The sequence below is a fragment of the Bacteroides propionicigenes genome, from assembly GCF_018390535.1.
GTDB lineage: Bacteria > Bacteroidota > Bacteroidia > Bacteroidales > Bacteroidaceae > Bacteroides > Bacteroides propionicigenes.
Map to the genome: position 1 here is coordinate 181,625 of NZ_JAHBBW010000006.1, position 23,339 is coordinate 204,963.

Sequence of the window (23,339 nt, forward strand, 5' to 3'; positions counted from 1 at the left end):
TAAATGAAAAGGCTGTTACTGTTTGTTCTTATTATAATGGGATGTTGCGGGCGTTTCGCTTCGGATGCAAAATTACGTCCGGCGACACCGGCTGTCGTGCCCCCTGTAGAACCTTTGCTGGTAAAACCGGTGCAGGATGATGTGCGATGCAGGCAGTGGGTAGATTCGGTACTGGACAAGTTAAGTCTGAAAGAACGTGTAGGACAGCTTTTTATTTATACAATCGCTCCTTATCAGGATAAGCGTAACAAGGAGTTGCTGCGCAAGGTTGTTGAAGACTATAAAGTCGGCGGTCTGTTGTTTTCGGGCGGCCTGATGCAGAACCAAGTCATGCTGACGAATGAAGCGCAGCGTATGGCGGATGTTCCTTTGCTGATTACCTTTGACGGAGAGTGGGGACTTTCCATGCGCTTGAAGGGTACTCCCGTCTTTCCCAAGAATATGGTGCTGGGCTGTATCCGAAATGACAGTTTGCTCTACGAATATGGTCGTGAAATGGCAAGGCAGTGCCGTGAACTTGGTGTGCAGGTGAATTTCGCTCCGGTGGCGGATGTTAATATCAATCCGGAGAATCCGGTTATCAATACTCGCTCGTTCGGTGAAAATCCGGTAAATGTGGCTGATAAGGTTATCGCTTATGCCAAAGGGCTGGAAGACGGAGGGGTACTTTCTGTATCCAAGCACTTTCCCGGTCATGGAGATACGGATGTAGATTCACATAATGCACTCCCAACACTGCCTTTCACACGCGAACGCTTGGACAGTGTGGAACTCTATCCTTTTAAGAAAGCCATCCAAGAGGGGCTGGGCGGTATTATGGTAGGGCATCTGGAGGTTCCTGCCTTTGAAGAGACAAGCGGAGTGCCTTCCTCTCTTTCCCGTAGTGTGGTATATGATTTGCTGACGCGTGAGTTGAAATTCCGCGGACTTATATTTACGGATGCCTTGGCCATGAAAGGGGTATCGAATAATGCGTCGCTGTGTCTGAAAGCACTGAAGGCGGGCAATGACTTGCTGCTCGTTCCCCGCCGTATCAAAGAAGAAGTAGATGCTGTGCTGGCTGCCGTAAAAAGTGGAGAGCTGACGGAACAGGCAGTGGAGGAAAAGTGCCGTAAGGTATTGACGTATAAATATGCTTTGGGTCTGAATAAGAAGCCGGTGGTTCGTCTTTCGGGTTTGGGAACACGGATTAATACTCCTTATACGCGCGATTTGATTCATCGTTTGAATATGGCGGCCATCACTGTATTGGGCAATGCAACGGAGGTATTACCGCTGGATCCGGCTATCGGGGATGTTGCTGTGCTCAATGTCGGCGCAGCTACGGAGATACAGCCTTTTATCAAACAGCTTTCCATGTATACGCATCCGGTGGAGTTTCAGTTGGGAAAAGATTTGCCGGAAGCGGGACGCAAGGCTTTGAGAGAGAAGCTGTCGAAATATAAACGTATTTTGGTGTGTGTCACCGAACATCGTCTGGCAGCTTATCAGTCTTTCTTTGCTGAGTTTGCTCCGGAAGTTCCGGTGGTGTATGTGTTCTTTATTCCCGGTAAACAGCTGTTGCAGATACATCGGGGCATATCGGTTGCCGAAGCTGTGGTATTGGCGCATTCTTCGGGTGATGATGTACAGCGGCAGGCAGCCAAGATACTTTATGCGGATGCTGTGGCGGACGGCAGGTTATCGGCAAGCATAGGCGGTTTGTTTGCTGCGGGAGAAGGATTGGACTTGAGTCCGCAAACCGAACCTCATTTTGTTCCCGAAGAACATGGTATGGATTCCCGCTTGTTGGCGCAGATAGATACGATTGCGCGGGAAGGCATACGTGAAGGTGCCTATCCGGGATGTCAGGTGGTGATTCTGAAGGACGGAAAGGAGATGTATAATAAGGCTTTTGGTACTTATACGTGGAGTACTGCCAAGGATAAGGAGGCTACTCCGGTGACACCGGTGTCTGTATATGATATGGCGTCTTTAACGAAAACGACGGCTACTTTGCTGGCTGTGATGAAACTCTACGACAAGGGACGCTTGAATCTGACTGACCGTGTGTCCGACTATCTTCCATATCTGCAAGATACGGATAAACGTGACATAACTGTCAGGGAATTGTTATTCCATCAGTCCGGTTTGCCGTCTACTCTGTTGTTCTATCAAGATGCTATTGATAAAGACAGTTATGATGGCACGTTGTTTAAGGCACGCCCGGACAAGCTGCATCCTACCCGCATCGGGCGACAGACATGGGCCAATCCCAAATTCCGTTTCCGTCCGGGGCTGACTTCTAAAGCACGTACGGATGAATGTACTCTACAGGTATGTGACAGCCTTTGGCTGAACAAGTCTTTCAAAAAGGAATATCTCCAAAAAATAGCCGATACTCCTTTGAAGGATAAACGGTATCGTTATAGTTGTGTGGGCTTTATCCTGTTGCAGCAACTGGTTGAGGCGCGTGCAGGAATGCCTATGGATGAATATCTTGCTCAGGAATTTTATGCTCCTATGGGTTTGCGGCGTACCGGGTATCTGCCGTTGCGCTTCTTGCCTAAAGAAGGAATTGTTCCTTCTTCCGTCGACCCTTTCTTGCGGAAAACGATTTTGCAGGGATTTGTGCATGATGAGTCGGCTGCTTTCCAAGGCGGCGTTTCCGGCAATGCCGGATTATTCTCTACGGCGGAGGAAGTGGCGCAGGTTTATCAGATGTTACTGAATGGCGGTGAATTGAATGGAAAACGTTATTTGAGCAAGGAGACTTGCAGGCTTTTTACGACAACGGTTGCCAAGAACAGCCGCCGTGGTTTAGGGTTTGACAAGCCGGATGTGCAGAATACGGAGAAGAGTCCTTGTGCCCCTTCAGCTCCGGCATCAGTGTACGGGCATACAGGCTTTACCGGTACTTGTGCGTGGGTGGACCCTGACAATGGGCTGGTCTATGTCTTTATAAGTAATCGTATTTATCCGGATGCATGGAATACGAAATTGCTGAAACTGGATATTCGAGGAAAAATACAGGAGGCAATGTATCAGGCAATATTGAAATAAGGGTAATCATATCCGAATATAAAAGAAGAAGGGAACGACTGACTTAGAATTGTCAGACGGCCCCTTCTTTTTTTGAAACAATTAATTTACTCTGTTAAGTTTAGGTGTATATGTTAGAATGCGATACCGATACGTAAACCTAAGTTGTTCATTCCGTCTACACTATAAGTGAAGAGGTCTCCTTTGTTCGTTCCGTAGCTATAGTAAGCTGCGAAGTGTAGCCCCGGACCATAAGCCCATGGGTAAACATTAAATCCGATTTCCGGAGATACGTAGAAACCCCATGTATCTTTATTAGCTTCGAATGCGTTGAAAGTGGACTTCAGTTGTGCATATTGTGCACCGAGTTTTACACCTAAATATGGTTGGAATGCACCGCCGCGGTTCCATGCGTAGCGTGTGGCAAGACCGAAAGGCAATTGGAATGCGGTGTGTTGCTGGTCGGTATTCAAACTGCCGCTTTCACCAACCGGCAAGGTCTGACGGCCAATGTATTCATGGTTACTATGGTAGGCAAGGAAGCCTCCCAATGCAAAATTTGATGTCAGGAAGTAACCGCCTTCAAAATTCATACCCCATCCGCTGCCTTTATCAGCAAAGTGGTTGTTTAAGGGGAAGTTGAACTGCCAGTCGATGTTGGCATAACCGTTATCGGTCATCTGAGCCTTTGCCGGCATGGCAAAGACAAGGGCGAGGGCGGCAATTGCGAATACCCTCAAAGATATATATTTCAATGTTTTCATACTTGTTCTTGTTTTATAAATTCAACAATAGCTTTTGATAGAATAGGAAAAGCTAACTGCTTATCTGGGCTGAGCGGTCATTCTGTTAAGATAGGTAGATTGCGTAAAGGATTGGTTTACACCTTCTACAGCCATTTTTGTGTTGAAAGAAGTTGATCCGCTCAATAATCCGCTCATGTAGCTGGTCCACAGTACAGGGAGTTTTTCTTTCTCACCTTGAGGAGCATCAAGGTTCAGCAATTCGGTGATGAAGGAACCGGTGCTATAAGCATAATTTACAGCATATGGATAGTACCATCCACCCCAGTTACCCCAGTAAGGAGCATCCCAATAACCCGGGTAGTTCCACCACCATTCGGGACGCCCGTAGTCTGTGAAGTAGTAGGTGCTCTTTATATAGCTGACTTGCAAACCGAGATCGGCTTCTTGGCGGTTTTCTACGCGAACATAACCGCGGTTGTTCATATTGGTGACGTACGCGCTGAGGATTTCCTGTGCGCTTTCGTCTTTCCAATATTCGGCGTCTTTACTGTTGCCGATAACGAGGATGCTATCCGGTAAATAGTAAGTTTCGAAAGCTTTGAAATCTGCTTTCGTGTCATAATTGGTATAAACCAGATACTTGCTGTCCAGCTTATCCATGTCGGGGTCTTTTTCGCAAGATACGAATGCTATTGCGAAGACCGCTAATAATAAGGGAATAAATTTCTTCATACTTCTATAATTGTTTAGGTTAAATATAAATTCCTGCCCTGTTGGTACCTTAGGCTTTTGGAGAAAGAACAAGATAAAAAATAAAAGGTTCAAAAATAAATGTGTTAAATGTGCAGCGAACTATAAAGAAATAGGGTGATAAATGTATGGTAAATACATCATCACCCTATTGTGTACAGGCTTATCGCAACTATTTTACAATCTGATAAATGCTTTCTAATTCTTCTGCGGAGAAAGTTGTGTTTTCTATCGCTTTCAGATTATCTGCCAACTGTCTGACGGAACTTGCCCCGATAATAACCGAGGTCACCAAGTCGTCTTTCAGTATCCATGCAAGCGCCATTTCGGCAAGTGTCTGACCGCGATGAAAAGCAAGTTCATTCAGTGCCTTGATTTTTCTCAGAATTTCTTCTGTCAGTGCTTCTTTTTTAAGGAAACCACCTTTGGCAATCCGCGAGTCTTCAGGGATCCCGTTAAGGTAGCGGTTGGTAAGCAATCCCTGTGCTAAAGGGGAGAAAGCAATAAAGCCTGTACCGTTTTCTTTAGCTTGTCGCAGAATGCCTTCTTCCTCCGGTTCGCGATTGAACAGATTGTATCTGCCTTGGTAGAGGAGACAGTGAACATCTCTCTCTTCCAGATATTTATAAGCTAATTCTGCTTTGTCCTTAGGGTATTTGGAGATACCGATGTAGAGTGCTTTCCCTTGCCGTACAATATCAACCAGTGTTTGAAGTGTTTCTTCAAGAGGAGTATTGGGATCGTAGCGATGGGTATAGAAGATATCTACATAATCCAAATTCATTCGCTTCAGGCTTTGGTTGAGGCTGCTCATCAAAGACTTTCGGGAACCCCAGTCGCCGTAAGGTCCTGCCCACATTTCATGTCCAGCTTTGGTGGAAATGAATAACTCGTCCCGGTAGGGCATAAATGATTTCTTCATAATCATGCCGAATGTTTCTTCAGCCGAACCGCAGGAAGGACCATAGTTGTTGGCAAGGTCGAAATGGGTAATACCTCGGTCGAATGCGTAATGTGCCATTGCTAAAGAGTTGGAGAATGCATTGACATCACCGAAATTGTGCCATAGCCCTAAAGATATTTCAGGGAGCAGAATGCCGCTTTTACCGCAACGACGGTACTTCATATTGCTGTCGTATCTGTCAGGGACTGGAGAATAGATGGAATTGATCATATCTGTAGGTTTTAGTTGAACTTTATTATAAGGTAGTAAAAACTGTGAAAGCAAAAGTAAGTAAATTCTTTAAAATACTCTGCGCTTTTTTGCAATAATAAATTAGTCATTTAAGAGTTAAAATGGATTTTGTAAATATTGGAATGAAAATAATGGCTATATTTGCAATATGTGATACTTTTTTAACTGATTGAAATGGAAAACCCAAACTACATTATGAGGGAGATAACCCCTTTGTCTGAACGTGATTGTTTTTATATTGCAGATCGTCGTAAAACCGAATTTACTTATCCTATTCATTGCCATGCCGAATATGAGTTGAATTTTACGGAACATGCTTCCGGAGTGCGTCGGGTAGTCGGTGATTCTGCGGAGGTTATCGGGGATTATGATTTAGTGTTGATTACAGGTAAAGAGTTGGAGCATGTGTGGGAGCAACATGAATGTACTTCAAGGGATATCCGAGAAATTACAATTCAGTTTTCTTCAGATCTCTTCTTTAAAGACTTTATCAATAAAAATCAGTTTGATAGTATTCGCCGGATGTTGGAAAAAGCACAATGTGGTATTAGTTTTCCAATGCAGGCTATTATGAAAGTCTATAATTGGTTGGATAAGTTGGCTTCTGAAGAACAGGGATTTTATGCGGTAATGAATTTTCTTCGAATACTTTATGAACTATCTCTGTATGATAATGCAGAAGTGCTTTCTAGCTCTTCGTTTGCTAAAATAGAAACTTTCTCTGACAGTCGACGTGTGCAAAGAGTGCAGAAATATATTGCTGATCACTATCAGGAGGATATTCGTTTAAGTATTTTAGCAGACATGGTAGGGATGACATCTGTTTCGTTCAGTCGTTTCTTTCGGTTACGTACGGGAAAAACATTTTCTGATTATATTATTGATATTCGTCTTGGCTTTGCTACTCGTTTATTGGTGGACTCTGCACATACGATCGCAGAGATATGTTATGATTGTGGATTTAATAATTTATCTAATTTCAATCGATTATTTAAACGTAAGAAAGGATGTTCGCCGAAGGAATTTCGGGAAAATTATAGAAAGAAGAAAATTGTGATATAGTGCTACGATATTAGTCTCTAACATATATCTTTTATCTTTGATTTTTTTGTTTGCTAAAATGTATAATGAAAGGATAAAATAGTATCAAATGAAGTGTTAGGAAGTTGCTATATTTGCCAATGGAAAAGACATTTTAATCTATTGAAAATATGCAAGTGAGATGGCATTTATTAGTTGTAGTATTTATACTGGCAAATATTTCTTTGAAAGCTCAAGATAATGGTGGATGTAATGATTGTCCAGCTTTTAATGCAAGTGGCAAAATAGAGGTGCGTGGAGTAAAAGAGAGGATTATCGGTGATTTATCTCAACCGATATCAGTGCGCATCGAGAATATCATTCGACAGATGACACTTGAAGAGAAAGTAGCTCAGTTATCGAATGAAAGTGATAGTATACCTCGTCTGAATCTTCCTTCCTATAATTATTGGAATGAATGTTTACATGGTGTGGCTCGTGCAGGAGAAGTAACTGTATTTCCACAAGCTATTAATTTGGCTTCTACTTGGGATACATTGTTGGTTAAAAGAATAGCCTCTGCTATTTCGACAGAGGCTCGTTTGAAATATCTGGATATAGGAAAAGGGCTTACTTATTGGGCTCCTACTATTAATATGGCTCGTGATCCTCGTTGGGGGCGAAATGAGGAAACTTATGGTGAAGATCCTTATTTAACTTCTCGTTTAGGAGTAGCTTTTGTGAAAGGATTGCAGGGAGATCATCCTAATTATTTAAAGACAGTTGCTACAGTTAAACATTTTGTAGCTAATAATCAAGAGAATGACCGCTTTTCTAGTTCCTCACAGATACCCACTAAACAATTATATGAATATTATTTCCCGGCTTATGAAGCATGCGTGAAAGAAGCAAATGTACAATCTATAATGACTGCTTATAATGCTTTTAATGGGATTCCTCCGAGTGGTTCAACTTGGTTATTAGAGGATGTTTTGAGAAAAGAATGGGGATTTGATGGTTTTGTTGTGTCTGACTGTGGTGCTATTGGAGTCATGAACTGGCAGCATCGAATTGTTAATTCATTGGAAGAAGCTGCAGCTTTAGGTATAAATAGTGGTTGTGATCTAGAATGTGGGGGGACCTATCGTGAGAATTTGGTGGCGGCAGTGCAACGAGGGCTAGTGTCAGAGTATGCTATTGATAGAGCGCTGACTCGTGTGTTGACAACGCGTTTTAAATTGGGAGAATTTGATCCCATTGAACTTGTTCCTTATAATCATTATGATAAGAAGTTACTTGCAGGAGAACAATTTAGAAGATTAGCGTATGAGGCAGCGGTTAAATCTATTATACTTTTAAAAAATGAAGATAATTTTCTACCTATAGATAAAAAAGATGTTCGTTCTATAGCTATTGTAGGACCATTTGCTGATAATAACTATTTGGGAGGGTATAGTGGTAAACCGGTTCATAATATCTCTTTGTTACAGGGTGTTAAGAAAATGGTGGGTGAAGAGGTTGAAATTTCATATATTGAAGGTACTTCCGTCGTTTCTCCGGTTGATTCAAGCTATTTATTGGCTTCTGATGGAGTGAACAATGGGCTTACGGCAGATTATATAGACGGACATGATTTGAATAGCCCTTTTTTATTCTCAAGAATTGATAAAACTGTTGGTTTTGATTGGGGAGATGGTACACCGGATCAACGTTTAACTAAGAATGATTTCTCTGTTAGATGGAGTGGGTATCTAAAAGCTCCGGTAGATGGTAAGCATGCTATTGGTGTATATGCTGATGGTGGAGTGCGTGTTTGGTTGAACGGTAGTCTGGTTTTAGATGAATGGAATGCTCATGGTTTACAATATTATTCAGTGGAAGTTTTGTTGGAAAATGGTAAGAAGATACCGATCAAAATAGAGTATATAAATAGAATAGGAGCTGCTACCTGTATATTGGTTTCAGATTTTGGAAATATTAATCAGATAGATAAAGTGAAAAAAATTGTATCTAGAGCTGATTTAGTATTAGTTGCTTTGGGGAATGATGGAAAATTGGCTCGTGAAAATCGTGATCTGCCTTCTATTTATTTGCCCATGACGCAAGAACTATTGTTGAAAGAAATTTATAAAGTAAATCCACGTATTGCATTGATACTTCAAACAGGGAATCCCTTAACTTCGCAATGGGCTGCAGAACACGTTCCCTCAATTCTTCAAGCTTGGTATCCGGGACAAGAGGGGGGGGCAGCTTTGGCTGGTATTTTGTTTGGTTTGGAAAACCCATCTGGAAAGTTGCCAATGACTATTTATGAATCAGAACAGCAATTGCCAAATATCTTAGATTATGATATTTGGAAAGGGCGTACCTATCAATATCTATCAAGTAAACCTCTTTATGGATTTGGGCATGGTTTAAGTTATTCAAATTTTGAGTATGCGGATTTGCAATGTAATGATGTAGTTCATGTAGATGGAACTTTACAGTGTTCTATTAAGGTTAAGAATATAAGTGACGTAGTGGGTGAGGAAGTCATTCAAGTATATGTTTCTCGTGAGAAAACTCCGGTTTATACGTTTCCATTAAAGAAACTAATAGCTTTTGCGCGAGTTAATTTGAAACCGAATGAAAGTAAGACGGTTACTTTTACTATAACTCCTCGTCAGCTTTCTGTGTGGCAGGATGGAGAATGGAAAATGCTTTCTGGAAAATATTCCTTATTTGTAGGTGGTGGTCAGAAAGAATTATCGAAAGGAATGAATAAAGATTTTGAAATAAAATAAGGCTTGCAAATTAAGTTGTTGCTTCATTTAGTAGGAGAGGAATTGCTTAATGATTTGTTATAATAATTGCTTTAGCTCTAAAGGGAGATTATACAAAAATAATATTGATCCTACTTTAACTATGTTGGTTAAAGGTTCTTTAAGTTGTTTAGTATATAGCTTTGGTTGGATATCCTCTTTTAAATCAGATGTTTATTGGATGGTTTGAATAGTATTAGCTAATGATAAAATAGTATTTGTTTGTCATGGCTATGGTGTCTATATTTGCGGTGTTGAAAATATTATTATTTTAAATCAGTGTTATATGAAAAACATTATTTTGCTTTTAACGGCGCTCTTAATGAGTTGCCATGTGATGGCCCAAGAAACTATTGTTACAGGTACTATTACTGATGTCAGCGATGGTTCCCCGCTGATAGGGGCTAATATTCTAGTAAAGGGAACGGGGATTGGTTCTATTGCCGATGTGAAGGGGGAATATAGTGTAAAAGTTCCTGTAGGTAAGCATATCTTAGTTTTTTCTTGTATAGGTTATAAAGAACAAGAGATAACTATTAAGGCTGGACAAAAGGTTTTGAATGTTATGATGACGGAAGATACTGAACTGCTTGATGAGGTTGTAGTAGTGGGATATGGTACAATGAAAAAAAGCGATTTGACAGGTTCTGTTACTAGTATTAAGAGTGAGGAACTCATGAAAACAAATCCGGTTAGTATTAATCAAAGTTTACAAGGGCGTATTGCTGGTGTGCAAGTTAATCAAAATGATGGTGCTCCGGGAGCTGGTATTAGTATTCAAATTCGTGGAGCTAATTCATTTTCAACCTCTACAGAACCGCTTTATGTAGTGGATGGTATTCCTTTTACTACTGGAGGAACCCCTGGAGCTGGTCGGGATGAAGATGGTATGCTTCAATCTGCAAACCCTTTATCTTCTATTAATCCAGCTGATATTGAATCTGTGGAGGTGTTGAAAGATGCTTCTGCTACTGCTATTTATGGTTCTCGTGGTGCAAATGGTGTCGTTTTAATTACAACTAAACGTGGGGTTAAAGGAAAAGAAAACATTAGCTTTAGTGCAAATTTTGGCATATCGAAAGTAGTGAAAAAGATGGATATGTTGGATGGGTATACATATGCAAAATATCGTAACGAGGCAACAGAAATGTTTAATGAATATGATGGTGCGAGAGAGACGTTGCCTTATCCAGGTAAAGAGCTTCTAAACACTAGTACAGGCGAGTATGAATATGCTCCTGGACCAGATGATTATCGGAATGGTACTTGTGCATGGACAAATTGGCAAGATCAAGTGTTTGAAACAGCTCTTTCACAAGAATATAATTTGAGCGTAAATGGTGCAAGTGATAAAGGATATTATGCTATATCAGGAAATATTCTTGATCAAGAAGGTACTATACGAAATTCTGGTTATAAACGATATTCATTTCGTGCTAATATTGCAAGGAAAATTCATAAATGGATTGAGATCGGAACTAATATGAGTTTTACTAATTCACTTAATAAATTGGCAAAAACTAATTCTGTAAGTAATGGTATTATGCATGGTACACTATTTTATCCTGCTACAGAAGCGTTGGATAATGGGACTGATAATGCACAGTTGAACTGGTTCTCTTCTAATCCATATGTTTATACCCGTGCAGCAAAAGATGAATTGACTACTAATACTTTTTTCTCTTCTTCTTATTTAGAATTGACTCCTATAAAGGATTTAAAAATACGTCAGAATGTAGGCTTTTCTTATAATATGAATGAGCGTAATGTGTATTATAACAGAGAGACGGTAGAAGGTAAAGATCCGGATAATGGTTTTGCTTCTAAAGCAGATAATTGGGCTAAAAACCTTGTGCTTGAAACAATGGCTACTTATAATAAGGAGTTTAATAAGAACCATTCACTGAATGCTGTAATCGCTTTTTCTTATGAAAGAGGTGATTATGGGAATAAAGCTATGACTGCAAAAGGTTTTCCGCAAGATATAACGGAAGATTTTGATATGAGTGCAGCAGTAAACCCTAATAAGCCAATTAGTGGACGAGGAATGACTTCTTTAGTATCTTTTTTAGGACGTGCTAATTATAGTTTAATGAATAAATATTTGTTCACAGCTTCTTTCCGTAGAGATGGTTCTAGTAAGTTTGCTCCGGGTAATAAATGGTCCAATTTTGCATCAGGTGCGATAGCGTGGCGTGCTTCTGAGGAGGAGTTTATTAAGAGTTTAAATATTTTCAGTAACTTAAAAATACGCGCAAGTTATGGTCAGACTGGCAATCAAGCTATTGGTGCATATGCAACACGCGATTATTTGACGGTCGCTAATTATCCTATCAATGGAGCTTTAGCGAGTGGCTTTGCAAATCTTACTTGGAGAGGGCCTGCTAATCCAGATTTAAAATGGGAAACAACTACTCAATATAATGCGGGTATTGATATGGGCTTTTTCGAGAATAGAGTAAATTTTACTGTTGATGTATATTATAAGAAAACCTCAGATTTGTTGCAGAATATTCAAATACCTCAGAGTACGGGCTTTTCTAATATGACGACTAATTTTGGTGATGTTATTAATAAAGGATTGGAAATCGCTGGTAAATTCTATCCAATAAGTGGAAAAAAATTCAAGTGGGATTTTGATGCTAATATATCTTTTAACCGTAATAAGATAGAAGAGCTTCCTGGAGACCAATTTGCACAGTCATGGAGCGATGCTGATGCAGTTTTTATTCAACGTAATGGAATGCCTATCGGTACCATATTTGGTTATGTTGAGGATGGTTTCTATGATAATATAGCAGAGGTAAGAGCCGATCCTTTTTATGCCAATGAATCGGAAGCTGTTTGTAGATCAATGATAGGTGAAGTGAAATATAAAGATCTTGATGGGAAACCAGGTATAACAGACGCTGATAGACAAATTATAGGTGACGCCAATCCAGATTTTACATTTGGTATGACTCACAACTTCTCCTATAAGAATTTTTCATTAAGTTTTTTCTTGCAAGGATGCGTTGGAGGGGATATCTTTAATGCTAATTTAATAAAGGTGACTATGAGTGGTATAGGTAACATCCCACAAGAAATGTATGATACTCGTTGGACGCCAGAGAATCGAGATTTGGCAAAATGGCCCAAAGCGTATTCTGGGTATGGTAGAACAATGAAACTATCGGATCGGTATGTGGAAGATGGATCTTATTTGAGAATGAAGAATATTAATTTAGGCTATAGATGGAATGCACCAATAAAAGGTATTGAATATATTAATTTTTATACATCGGTAAGCAATGTATTTACTATTACAAATTATAGTTGGTTTGATCCAGATGTGAATTCTTTTGGGGGAGATGCATCTCGTCGTGGTGTGGATATGTTCTCTTATCCAAGTAGTCGTACTTTCTCATTTGGTGTACAATGCACATTTTAATATTTAATTTTTTAATTAAAGAAACTATGAAAAATATTATATTAAAGTCTATGTTATTATTATGGACTGTTTTTGCAGTACTTTCTTGCGATGATTTATTAGAAGAAAAAGTGTATGATTTTATATCTCCAGAGCAGTTGGGAGATAGCGAGAGTGCGAAGTCTCAACTATTAACAGGGACTTATAACACGATTATCTCTAGTTTTATTGCTCCTTCATCTTATTTGTACTTAACAAATATGGATTGTGATTATGCTTCTGGCGCTTCTTGGGCTTTTGGAAATGTTGGCGCTGGAAATGTTAGTGGCTTTTGGGGAAAAGATCATCTGTGGCAAGGTTGTTATACTTTAATTCATCGTGCCAATCTTGCGATATCAAAAATTTCGGCAATGTCTAATATCTCTCAGGAAAGTAAGACAGATGCTATTGGACAACTTTCTTTTTTGAAAGCATGGGCATATTTTAATCTAGTAAGAAACTATGGAGGTGTTCCTATCTTTAGAAAGTCAATATCTGAAGGTGAAGATATGAATCAACCTCGCGCTTCAATTCCTGATGTATATACCCATATTATAGAGTTATTAAAAATAGGTGAAGGTATGTATTCTAAAAATAATAATGCTTTTATTGAAGGACATGCTTCGAGTGGCGCTGCTAAGGCTTTATTAGCTAAGGTATATGCTACTATGGCTTCTGGTGCACTGTCTGGAGTTCCTGTAGTTGTGAAAGGGGGGACGCCTAATCTCCCAGAACCTCAGCCTATTACACATATTGCACAAACGGTAGTTGGTTATGAGACGTTTGACCCAGATACATATTATGCATTGGCACGTGATAAAGCATGGGAGGTAATAGAGGAATATACATTATTTGATAAATATATGGATGTGTGGGCTATTGCTAATCGTAATAAGGGAGAGCATATATGGATGGCTCAAGCTAAAAGTGGTGATGATGACTTTGGAAATACAATATGTAAGGACTATGTTGGCATTATGGAAAGTGATGGTTCGCTAGATGGTAATTGGTATGGAATGCGAGATCATTGGTATTTATTATTTGAAGAGAAGGATTTGCGTATTATAGACGGAGTTATTCATCGTTATCCTGCTACTGACTTGGATGAGAATGGTAAAGTTGTATATAATTATTATCCTCGATGGTATGCGAATAAGGTTGCAAACCATGAGGTATATGATAGTGAGGGAAATAGGTTTGATGGAACGGAAGTTTATAAAGAAGGTGAAGGATGGAGTTTGGCAAAATTGACAAAATTTACATTTGTAACAGACCGGAAGCAAACGAAGACTGATTTCCATTTTCCATTACTCCGTTTACCTGATATTATATTAATATATGCAGAAGCGGTAAATGAACTGAATGGCGGTCCTACTGAAGAAGCTTACAAACAAGTTAATAGAATACGTACTCGTTCTAATGCAACTCCTTTTTCTAATATGAATCAAGATGAATTTCGTTCGGCAGTTCTTGAAGAACGTGCGCGTGAATTAGCCTATGAAGCAGATCGACGTTATGATTTATTTCGTTGGGGAATTTATTTAGGGGTAATGAATGCTATTGATATGGATGAACATAATGTAACTAAACGCCGTACAGAACGTAACCTTCTCTATCCGTTACCTACAAGTGAAGTTAATGCAAATGATAAGATTGATTCTAACAATCCTGGTTGGTAACTGCAAATAAGTATTTAGAATAATAAAAATGAAAAAATAATGAAAACTGTAAAATATGTTTTAGTCATGTTGATGACTGCAGGACTTGGAATATTTGCTTCCTGCTCGGATAATGAAAATAGTTGTACCCCTCTTAGTATAACGAGAATATCAACTGTGACAGATAGGGAACAAGGGCTTGAAGTCGCGAATTTAGCACAATATATCATAGTTCAAGGGACAGGATTAGATGGAGTTAAATCTATTCTAGTAAATGATGTTCCAGTAGATATGTCAAATGCATATACAACAGCAAATGAAATAACGTTTCCAATTCCTAGAGTAATACCTGTTGAAGTTAATAATTTAATTACATTATCGACTGCTACAGAATCTACTACAGCTCCTCTTTCTGTTTTTATTCCAGATTTGAGAGTGGATGGTATGTATAATGAATTTACTCCTGCTGGGGGAACAATGAAAATTGTAGGTGATTTTTTTGATTTATATGAAATTACAACAGAGAGTGGACAATTATTCTTTGGCGATCAAGAGATGGATATTATACGAGCTGTGCAGGATACTCTTTATTTTAATTTACCAGAAGATGCTATAGCGGGTACTAAAATAAAAATTGTTAGCCCAATAGCTGGCGAGAGATTAGTTCCTGGCAGATATTATGAGAGGGGAAATATGTTATGTGATTATGACCCATATACAGGTTGGGGAGGGAATAATTATGTGAATAATGGACCGGTTCCTGAATCTATTACAGGGAATTATTCACGTTTTAAAATTGCTAAAGAAGATGCTGCTGATTGGGAATGGAGTGGTACTGTTGCAATAGCTCAAATAGGGGTTAATTATTGGGATGATGTAAAGGCTAATCAAGATAATTATCAGTTAAAGTTTGAGGTAAATACTTTGACAGCATTAAGTAAGCGACAGATTCGTTTCTATTTTGAACAAATTAATTATGATTGGGAACCTTTTGCTTCTGGACTCGCTTTTAAAACAAATGGTGAATGGCAGACGATTAGTATTGATCTAAATGAGGTTTGGAAAGGGGATGTGCCTAATACTGGCACATTACAAGTTATGGGAAATAGCTTTGCAGAGGATACAGATATTTGTTTTGACAATTTCCGAATTGTACCGAAAAACTAAAATAAGCAATAGCTTAAAATCGTATATGGTTAAGAGAGGTAGCTGCTCTTGCATTTTTACCTCTCTTTTGTTTTCTTAAATAACATAAAAATGATCTATAGAATTCAGTATTTGTTGATTTTGTTATGTTTGCCCTTTTATTTGTTTGCACAGGACCAATTTGAAATAAGGGGGGTACTGCCTTGGCATAATTTTTTATCAGGACCAACATCTTGGAATATAGAAGACTATCAGAAATATCTTGATGAGTGTGAGAGGAATGGAATTAACTTTATTGGGTTCCATAATTATACTGGCGGTGGAGAACGTTATGCCACTTATGTAGAACCGATGATCAAGATAGAATATAAGGATATTCTTCCTCAAGCTTGTTTTGATAATTCTCTTACTGCACGTTGGGGGTATTTACCTATGAAAGTGAAAGATTATGCTTTCGGTACTGACCGTGTATTTTCTTTGCCAGAAGGTGCGGAGGCTTTTGGTAGTGATGCTTCTGTAACTTCTTCTACTCCACGAGAGCATTATGAGAAATCGCAGACATTGATGCGTGATGTTTTGAGCATGGCCCATGAACGTGGTATACGTATGGCAATGGGATTTGAATTTGGAGTAATTCCTCCTGAATATTTTTCTTTGAATGTAGCGGGCGACTGTTTTTACTGGCCTGGGGAGTCTAACATGATTCCGAATCCAAAAAGTCAGATAGCGATAGAGATACATTATGCAGCACTTGATAATGTTTTGGAAACCTATCCTGATATTGATTATGTCTGGCTATGGTTGAATGAACACTCATTCATGGGAGTGAATATAGAGAAAGCTTTGGAGAATGCTTCTTTTGCTGAAGCATATAACGCCGGACAAGGTTATTTTAAAGAGGCAGCTGATAGTGCAGCCCGTTTTGTCGGAGTTTGGGCACTTGAATATATGAAATTGACATCGGACTATTTGAAATCTAAAGGTTCGAATGCAAAAGTAATTCTTGGAGGATGGGGAGGTGGTCATCAATTACCTTCCTTATTGAAAGGACTGGACAGAGCTCTGCCAAAGGATATCATATTCAGTTGTTTAAATCCTGATTTAGGAAAAAGTCCACAGCCTGAATTCTTGTCTGATATAGCTAAGAACAGAACTGTGTGGGCACTACCTTGGTTGGAGGGAGATCATCAGCTTTGGCATTTTCAACCACGTGTAGAAATGATGCGTGATCATGTGAAACTTGCTGCAAAGCAGAATCTGGATGGGGTGATTGCTATTCACTGGCGTACGGAAGAGCCTCGTTTTAATTTTAGAACATTTGCTCATTTTGCTTCAAATAAGACAGACAACAAGACTGTAGAACAGTTATATGAAGAATATCTGACTGAGGATATGGGTAATAAGGCTGCAAAACTATTGGCTCCTCTGTTGGCACAAATGGATATTAAACAAATACAATGGAATGTCCCCTCACCAGAATTTTATGCCTTCACTCCTGAATGGGGATTATTGGATGATCAAAATGTGAAACTGCGGGAAAGTTTGATTCGGACTGCTGAACAGGTCCTGAAAAAAACAGAGGGCAGCCAGCGAGATAATTTGCAACGTTTCATTGCAATGTTCCGTTTTGAATTGCTATTGGGAGAGGTTGATAAAGCTATGATGCCTGCATTTATTCTTAAGAAGAATGACAGACAGGGCGTTGCGACCAGTTCGTTCGAAGAATATGAAGAGGCTTATCGTAGCCTTATGGCGGCTCCGGTGAAAGATATGTTTGAGACTTATATGCAAAGAATTCATTCTCGTGGAGAATTAGGTGTGTTAAGCTCTTTAAACCAGCGTTTATGGAGAGAATACAATGATTTGAAGTCTTATCTTGAAACAAAATTGAAGAGATGATGAAATATTGGAAGAAATATTTATTAGGATATTGCCTGATAGCTGTTTTAGTTCTACCTGTTCAAGCACAGATTTTACAAATAGGTAGTGGAACCTCATTAGAAAACTATGCAGCATTGGAACTACAGAGATACTATTATCAGCTATCCGGTAAACTTTTGAATATCGAGAGGACAGCCTCGGCAAATCAAAAATCAGATTTTATATTAATTACATTAGATAATCCATTAGTGGATGATTGGCAAAAGAAAGGTATACTTAAGCTAAAAGAGAAACCAGGAGAGCAAGGGTATATACTTCAGACAGTAAAGAATGCAGGTCGTCGTACTTTATTGATTGCCGGAACAGATCCTTGCGGGTTACTTTATGGAGTATATGGTTTGCTTGAGGATCATTTGGGAGTGCGTTTTTATATGAGTGGTGATATCTTGCCTGAAAAAAGAATGAGAGCTCACCTTCCTGTGATAAACGATGTACGTACTCCTCAAATGCGTATTAGAGGATTTCTTCCATGGACCAATTTCCCGCAATCAGCTACTATTTATTCCTGGAATGATTGGAGGTATGTTATTGATCAAGCGGCAAAAATGCGTATGAATTTTATTATGATTCATAATTATAATGGTTTTTGTGGGCATAATGAAACTTTTCATAATTTTGAATATAATGGCTATTTATCCAGAGGGTGGATGCCGACTATAAAAACAGGACATGGTTGGTTGTGTCCGGGATGGGATATTAATGAATACCGTTTTGGAGCTTCTGAAATTTATGATGATTATGATTTTGGAGCAGATTATGGACTTCATAATGAGACATTGACTAATAGTCAGATAAAAGAAAAAGGTGAAACCGTTTTTCGTAAGGTGATAGATTATGCACATCAGCGCGGAGTAAAGATTGGATTAGGACTTGACATTGATGTGATTCTTCCTGAATATCAAGTATCTGCTGATGAACGCGGTGTAATTGCTGCGCAAACAGCACAGTTAGCCAAGCAATATCCATATTTGGACTATTTGTTCTGTTTTCAATCAGAGGGAAGCAAAGATTCCGTTTTCTATGCTAAATGGCAGAGAGTTTTTGATGGTTTTTATGAAGATATGAAGCGGCTTTCACCGTCAACTCACATTGTTGTATCAGGTTGGGGAATGACGGCGGAATCTGTTGCTCGCCTACCGAAAGATGTTATTTGTGCTCCGATATCTTATTATTCCGCAGCATTTGAACCGGGGAATATATATGGAGAGCGTGAATATTGGGGATGTCCATGGTTAGAGAGAGATTGGAGTAGTTCACAGTATTATTATCCTTATAATGTGGATTTATCAGAAACAATTCATGCTTATGAGAAAGCTTCGGAGAATATGAAAGGATTTTATGCTTTAACTTGGCGTTTAACGGATGCAGTTTCTCCTAAAATGTGGTATATAAGTAAAGCACCTTGGTATGAAGCTGAAGAATTGAACTCTTCGGAAAAAGTTTATGGAGACTATGCTAAAACAAATTATGGAGAGTCTGTTGCTGAACCGATTACTGCCATTATAAACCAAAATGAACCATTTGCTACAGATTTTGCAGAGTGTCAGGCGACACCGGGTTTTAATGAGGTTGTAAATACTTATCCTTTAATGAATATTCAGTCGTTATCCTTTGCCGGAAAACATGGTGAACTTATGAAGATAGATGCAGTAAACTTTCAGGAAAAAAAAGGAACAAAAAATGCGCCAAGTGATGAGGGAGGAGAATGTGTAGGTTATATAATGGCTGGTGATTGGTTGAAATATGATCAAGTTCATTTTAAGGATGATGTTTCTTTCATATCTCTCAGAGTTGCTTCTGCCTCAAATGGTGGTATTATTACTATTTCTATAGGGAAACTTGATGGACCTATGATTGCCTCTATTGATGTGAAAAACACAGAAGGGTGGCAGGCATGGAAAAACTTGACAGTTCCAGTTAAAATAGATAAAGGAATTTATTCTCTTTATGTTAGCTTTCATTCTTTCAACGATATAATACAGGCTAATAAATTGGCTGAAAAGCAATTGAATACGATTGACAGTTGCATGGCTGTGGTTACTAATTTAGGGCAGAGGAAACGTTTATCTTATTTACGTGCACGTATTGCAGGTGCTAAACACCATATTGCACTAAATTCTGGGTTTGAGAAATACCAATGGACTGATTTGCCGGGTCAAATGGATAGTTGGGCTCGTAGTTTCTTGTACCGTATTGATGACATTTCATCTTTTGGAAATATTATGAGTACACAAAACCGCTTTGTACAGCAGAATTACGTAGAGAAGATAAATAAATTACGTAAATACCAAAGAGTGAAAGCTCCTTCCCATGTTACTGCTAAAGGAACACAAAATGGAGCGTTGGTGACATGGTGTAATGAAGAACCGGGGGCAGACATTTTTGTTGTGTGCCGGGATGGTAAGGAAATTGCATCAGTACCTGTCAGTGCTAATCAATATGTCGATACATTTAATGGAAAAGCCTCTTATACAGTATATGTGATTGATACGGATGGAAATAGAAGTCTTGCTAGTATTCCGTATTATTGCTTAGCTGGTGATGCCGATAATGAGGCTCCTGTTATTGTAAATCCTTCTCCAGTGACCTCGGTTGCTCAGGGACATGATGTTAACATAAAACTGTCTATGGTTGATAATCGTTCCGTTGAAGATCTTTCTGCTGTGCTTCATTACCGTACTATAGGTTGTAAAGAGTGGAAGCAGATACCGTTTAAACATAGAATAAGAGCTGCTTTTGCGATAACTATTCCTGCTGAAGAGTTTTCTATTCAAGGAATGGAATATTATATTACTGCCTCTGATTCCCGTAATGTGGCTATGTATCCGGCAGACGCACCTGCACGACTCCATACAATTATTGTGACGGGCAGTGGAAGTAATAAATTACCTTCTCCGGTTGTAAGACTCACTGCCGGTAATCGGTTAAAGTGGGAAAAAAATCCTGATGTGGATATGTATCGGATTTACCGTAGTAAATCTTCTGATTTTGCAACGGATGCTTCTTCCTTTATAACATTTGTAGGAGGACAGACAACTTCTTTTTATGATAATGGGATAGATTTGGACGGCACTTCTTTGAAAGGAACTTACTTTTATCGTGTAACGGCCGTTAGCAGTGATGATATGGAAAGTAATGCTTCTGAAATCGTTAAAATAGATTATAAATGAAAAGAGTATATATTTATATAGTGATTGCTCTATGTGGAGTTTCTGCATGTACCTCTTCTCGTCAGCGGATTTTGGAAGATACCAGATTAGGCTTAGTGGATAAACACGCTACCGACTTAACTGCTATTCTGTTTCATAATCTGAAGCAAATGACCGGAAAGTATGTAGTATATGGACAACACAATTATGAAATGGATGGATTTGATTCAGATACCAGCCGTTGGCGTGATGAGCAGAATCGTTGTGATGCTTATGATGTGACAGGGGCTTATCCGGCCATGGCCAGTTTTGATTTTCTGCATTTCACGAATCCGGTCAGTTGGGAGACGAAAAATCTGGATTATATTAAGAGTAAATTTTATGCTGCTTATGAGCGTGGAAATGTGCTCACTTTTTGCTGGCATTACTATAATCCGGTTACGGGGAATAATTTCTATGATACTACGCAGGTGGTGAAACATATTCTTCCTGGCGGATCACGTCATGAAACATTTAAAAGCGATTTGAGGATTATTGCAGACTTTGCCCATAATGCTAAGAATCATGCCGGTGAACTGATTCCTATTATTTTTCGACCTTGGCATGAGTTTGATGGAAATTGGTTTTGGTGGGGAAGGAACCATTGTACAGTAGAAGAGTTCAAAGAACTCTACCGTTTTACTGTCACCTATTTAAGGGATTCTCTGCAAGTACATAACTTTTTATATGCATTTTCTCCTGATTGTGGATTTACGACTGAAAAGGAGTTTTTGGAGCGCTATCCGGGAGATGAGTATGTGGATGTAGTAGGTATGGATAATTATTGGGATTTTAGGTCGGATGGTGGAGATACAAGTTTAGTCGTATTAAAATCTCGCATTCTGACTAAATATGCCAAGGAACATAATAAGCTGTCTGCTATTACTGAGACTGGAACGCAGACTAGAGACTCTTTATGGTATTCACAACTACTGAATATTTTATATTTTGAAGGAGTAGAGTTGAATTATTTGTGTACCTGGTCAGGTTTTGCTCCTTATAAAGGACATCCTGCTGCATCGGATTTTTATCAGTTTAAAGAAGACTCTTTGATTTTATTTGCTGATGAAGCACCGGATTTTTATGTTCTGACAAAATGAAATAATATTATAGAAAAAACAAATAGCCATGAAACAGATAAGTATTCTCTTTTTCACTCTTCTGCTGTTGGGAGCATGTGTGAAAGCACCTAAGCAAACAGATAATTTTGTGAAGATTGTTGATGGACGTTTCTCTATCAATGATAAACCGTATTATTATATCGGCACTAATTTTTGGTATGCCGCTATATTAGGATCACAGGGGCAAGGCGGTAATCGGGAACGTCTGCTTAAAGAACTTGATTTCATGAAAGCCAATGGTATTACTAATTTGCGTGTATTAGTTGGCGCAGATGGAATAGATGGAATTATGACAAAAGCAGAACCAGCGCTTCAAACGGCTCCCGGTGTGTATAATGATACTATTTTTGATGGCTTAGATTTCTTCCTGTCGGAGTTGGGCAAAAGAGGTATGCACGCCGTATTGTTCTTAAATAACAGTTGGGAGTGGTCCGGAGGATATTCACAATACCTCTATTGGAGTGGTCATGGTGAAGTACCTATGCCTAAAGTGGCAGGATGGAATGCCTTTTCAAACTATGTTGCTCAGTATGCAAAATCAGAGAAAGCCCATAAATTATTTGAGAATCATGTACGTCAGGTGGTGAGTCGTGTCAACCGCTATACTAAGCTGAAATACAGTGATGATCCGGCTATCATGGCATGGCAGATAGGTAATGAGCCCCGTCCGTTTGGTGAGGAAAATAAGGAGAGTTTTGCTAAATGGATAGCTGAATGTGCTGCACTTATTAAGTCTATTGACCCTAATCACTTGATCTCCGTTGGTTCGGAAGGTATGGCAGGTTGTGAAGGAGATTTGGGTTTGTGGGTGAAACTCCATCAGGATATCAATATAGATTATTCAACGATTCACATCTGGCCGAATAATTGGGGGTGGATAGATAAGACTGATATTCCGGGAACCTTGGATAAAGCCATTGCAAATACTCGTGAATATATTGATGTACATGTTGCGGAAGCACAAAAAATGAATAAACCGTTAGTTCTTGAAGAATTTGGACTGCCGAGAGATAGCGTGATGTTTGATAGGAAGAGTTCTACTGTTCTGAGAGACCGGTACTATGAAGAAATTTTTGAAATAGTAAAAGAACATGCTATACAAAAAAGTGTATTTCAAGGATGCAACTTCTGGGCTTGGGGAGGATTTGCACAACCACAACATCTTTTCTGGCAAAAAGGAGACGACTATATGGGGGATCCGGGACAAGAAGAACAGGGGTTGAATTCTGTATATGATACCGACACTACAGTGAAGCTTGTTGCGGATATTGTGAATGAAATAAACCAAATCACACTCAGATGAA

Annotated in this window: 13 protein-coding genes; 10 read left to right on the forward strand and 3 right to left on the reverse strand. The window is 39.1% G+C overall.

Annotation, left to right across the window (positions count from 1 at the left end; genetic code table 11):
- Nucleotides 1-3: 3 nt before the first annotated feature.
- Nucleotides 4-3,042, forward strand: coding sequence for a glycoside hydrolase family 3 N-terminal domain-containing protein (locus tag KG118_RS10400; RefSeq protein ID WP_117711525.1), 3,039 nt, complete (start codon nt 4-6; stop codon nt 3,040-3,042).
- 113 nt (nt 3,043-3,155) lie between these two features.
- On the opposite strand, the gene KG118_RS10405 is transcribed toward KG118_RS10400, so the two are convergent.
- From KG118_RS10405 to KG118_RS10415, 3 genes are all read right to left on the reverse strand, one after another.
- A complete protein-coding gene (locus tag KG118_RS10405; RefSeq protein ID WP_117711524.1) occupies nt 3,156-3,785 on the reverse strand; it encodes a porin family protein in 630 nt (209 codons plus the stop codon).
- 60 nt (nt 3,786-3,845) lie between these two features.
- Nucleotides 3,846-4,499: a DUF4136 domain-containing protein gene (locus KG118_RS10410; RefSeq protein ID WP_117711523.1), complete on the reverse strand. Its 654-nt coding sequence runs from the start codon at nt 4,497-4,499 to the stop codon at nt 3,846-3,848.
- A 190-nt stretch (nt 4,500-4,689) separates the two neighbouring features.
- Nucleotides 4,690-5,691, reverse strand: coding sequence for an aldo/keto reductase (locus KG118_RS10415; RefSeq protein WP_117711522.1), 1,002 nt, complete (start codon nt 5,689-5,691; stop codon nt 4,690-4,692).
- Nucleotides 5,692-5,886: 195 nt separating this feature from the next.
- Between KG118_RS10415 and KG118_RS10420 the strand changes: the two genes are divergently transcribed.
- The 9 genes from KG118_RS10420 to KG118_RS10460 all read left to right on the forward strand — a co-directional run bounded on the left by KG118_RS10420 (nt 5,887) and on the right by KG118_RS10460 (nt 23,338).
- Nucleotides 5,887-6,774: a helix-turn-helix domain-containing protein gene (locus tag KG118_RS10420; protein ID WP_117711521.1), complete on the forward strand. Its 888-nt coding sequence runs from the start codon at nt 5,887-5,889 to the stop codon at nt 6,772-6,774.
- A gap of 149 nt (nt 6,775-6,923) precedes the next feature.
- Entirely contained in the window at nt 6,924-9,515 is a 2,592-nt protein-coding gene (locus KG118_RS10425) for a beta-glucosidase (protein WP_117711520.1), read from the forward strand.
- A 304-nt stretch (nt 9,516-9,819) separates the two neighbouring features.
- Nucleotides 9,820-12,963, forward strand: a complete 3,144-nt coding sequence (locus KG118_RS10430) for a SusC/RagA family TonB-linked outer membrane protein (protein WP_117711519.1) — start codon at nt 9,820-9,822, stop codon at nt 12,961-12,963.
- Nucleotides 12,964-12,989: 26 nt separating this feature from the next.
- A complete protein-coding gene (locus tag KG118_RS10435; protein ID WP_117711692.1) occupies nt 12,990-14,660 on the forward strand; it encodes a RagB/SusD family nutrient uptake outer membrane protein in 1,671 nt (556 codons plus the stop codon).
- Between the two features lie 39 nt (nt 14,661-14,699).
- A complete protein-coding gene (locus tag KG118_RS10440) occupies nt 14,700-15,806 on the forward strand; it encodes a glycan-binding surface protein (RefSeq protein WP_117711518.1) in 1,107 nt (368 codons plus the stop codon).
- Nucleotides 15,807-15,896: 90 nt separating this feature from the next.
- Nucleotides 15,897-17,684, forward strand: coding sequence for a hypothetical protein (locus KG118_RS10445; protein ID WP_117711517.1), 1,788 nt, complete (start codon nt 15,897-15,899; stop codon nt 17,682-17,684).
- Nucleotides 17,681-20,896: a carbohydrate-binding protein gene (locus KG118_RS10450; RefSeq protein ID WP_117711516.1), complete on the forward strand. Its 3,216-nt coding sequence runs from the start codon at nt 17,681-17,683 to the stop codon at nt 20,894-20,896. The genes KG118_RS10445 and KG118_RS10450 overlap by 4 nt, the downstream gene beginning before the upstream one ends.
- Nucleotides 20,893-22,014, forward strand: coding sequence for a glycoside hydrolase family 26 protein (locus KG118_RS10455; protein WP_117711515.1), 1,122 nt, complete (start codon nt 20,893-20,895; stop codon nt 22,012-22,014). The genes KG118_RS10450 and KG118_RS10455 overlap by 4 nt, the downstream gene beginning before the upstream one ends.
- A 28-nt stretch (nt 22,015-22,042) precedes the next feature.
- Complete coding sequence (locus KG118_RS10460) at nt 22,043-23,338, forward strand: glycoside hydrolase 5 family protein (protein ID WP_187120046.1); 1,296 nt, start codon at nt 22,043-22,045, stop codon at nt 23,336-23,338.
- Nucleotide 23,339: the final 1 nt, after the last annotated feature.

Coding starts and splice junctions, on each gene's coding strand:
- KG118_RS10400 (WP_117711525.1), top strand. CDS start 4: ATGAAAAGGCTGTTACTGTTTGTTCTTATTATAATGGGATGTTGCGGG.
- KG118_RS10405 (WP_117711524.1), bottom strand. CDS start 3,785: ATGAAAACATTGAAATATATATCTTTGAGGGTATTCGCAATTGCCGCC.
- KG118_RS10410 (WP_117711523.1), bottom strand. CDS start 4,499: ATGAAGAAATTTATTCCCTTATTATTAGCGGTCTTCGCAATAGCATTC.
- KG118_RS10415 (WP_117711522.1), bottom strand. CDS start 5,691: ATGATCAATTCCATCTATTCTCCAGTCCCTGACAGATACGACAGCAAT.
- KG118_RS10420 (WP_117711521.1), top strand. CDS start 5,887: ATGGAAAACCCAAACTACATTATGAGGGAGATAACCCCTTTGTCTGAA.
- KG118_RS10425 (WP_117711520.1), top strand. CDS start 6,924: ATGCAAGTGAGATGGCATTTATTAGTTGTAGTATTTATACTGGCAAAT.
- KG118_RS10430 (WP_117711519.1), top strand. CDS start 9,820: ATGAAAAACATTATTTTGCTTTTAACGGCGCTCTTAATGAGTTGCCAT.
- KG118_RS10435 (WP_117711692.1), top strand. CDS start 12,990: ATGAAAAATATTATATTAAAGTCTATGTTATTATTATGGACTGTTTTT.
- KG118_RS10440 (WP_117711518.1), top strand. CDS start 14,700: ATGAAAACTGTAAAATATGTTTTAGTCATGTTGATGACTGCAGGACTT.
- KG118_RS10445 (WP_117711517.1), top strand. CDS start 15,897: ATGATCTATAGAATTCAGTATTTGTTGATTTTGTTATGTTTGCCCTTT.
- KG118_RS10450 (WP_117711516.1), top strand. CDS start 17,681: ATGATGAAATATTGGAAGAAATATTTATTAGGATATTGCCTGATAGCT.
- KG118_RS10455 (WP_117711515.1), top strand. CDS start 20,893: ATGAAAAGAGTATATATTTATATAGTGATTGCTCTATGTGGAGTTTCT.
- KG118_RS10460 (WP_187120046.1), top strand. CDS start 22,043: ATGAAACAGATAAGTATTCTCTTTTTCACTCTTCTGCTGTTGGGAGCA.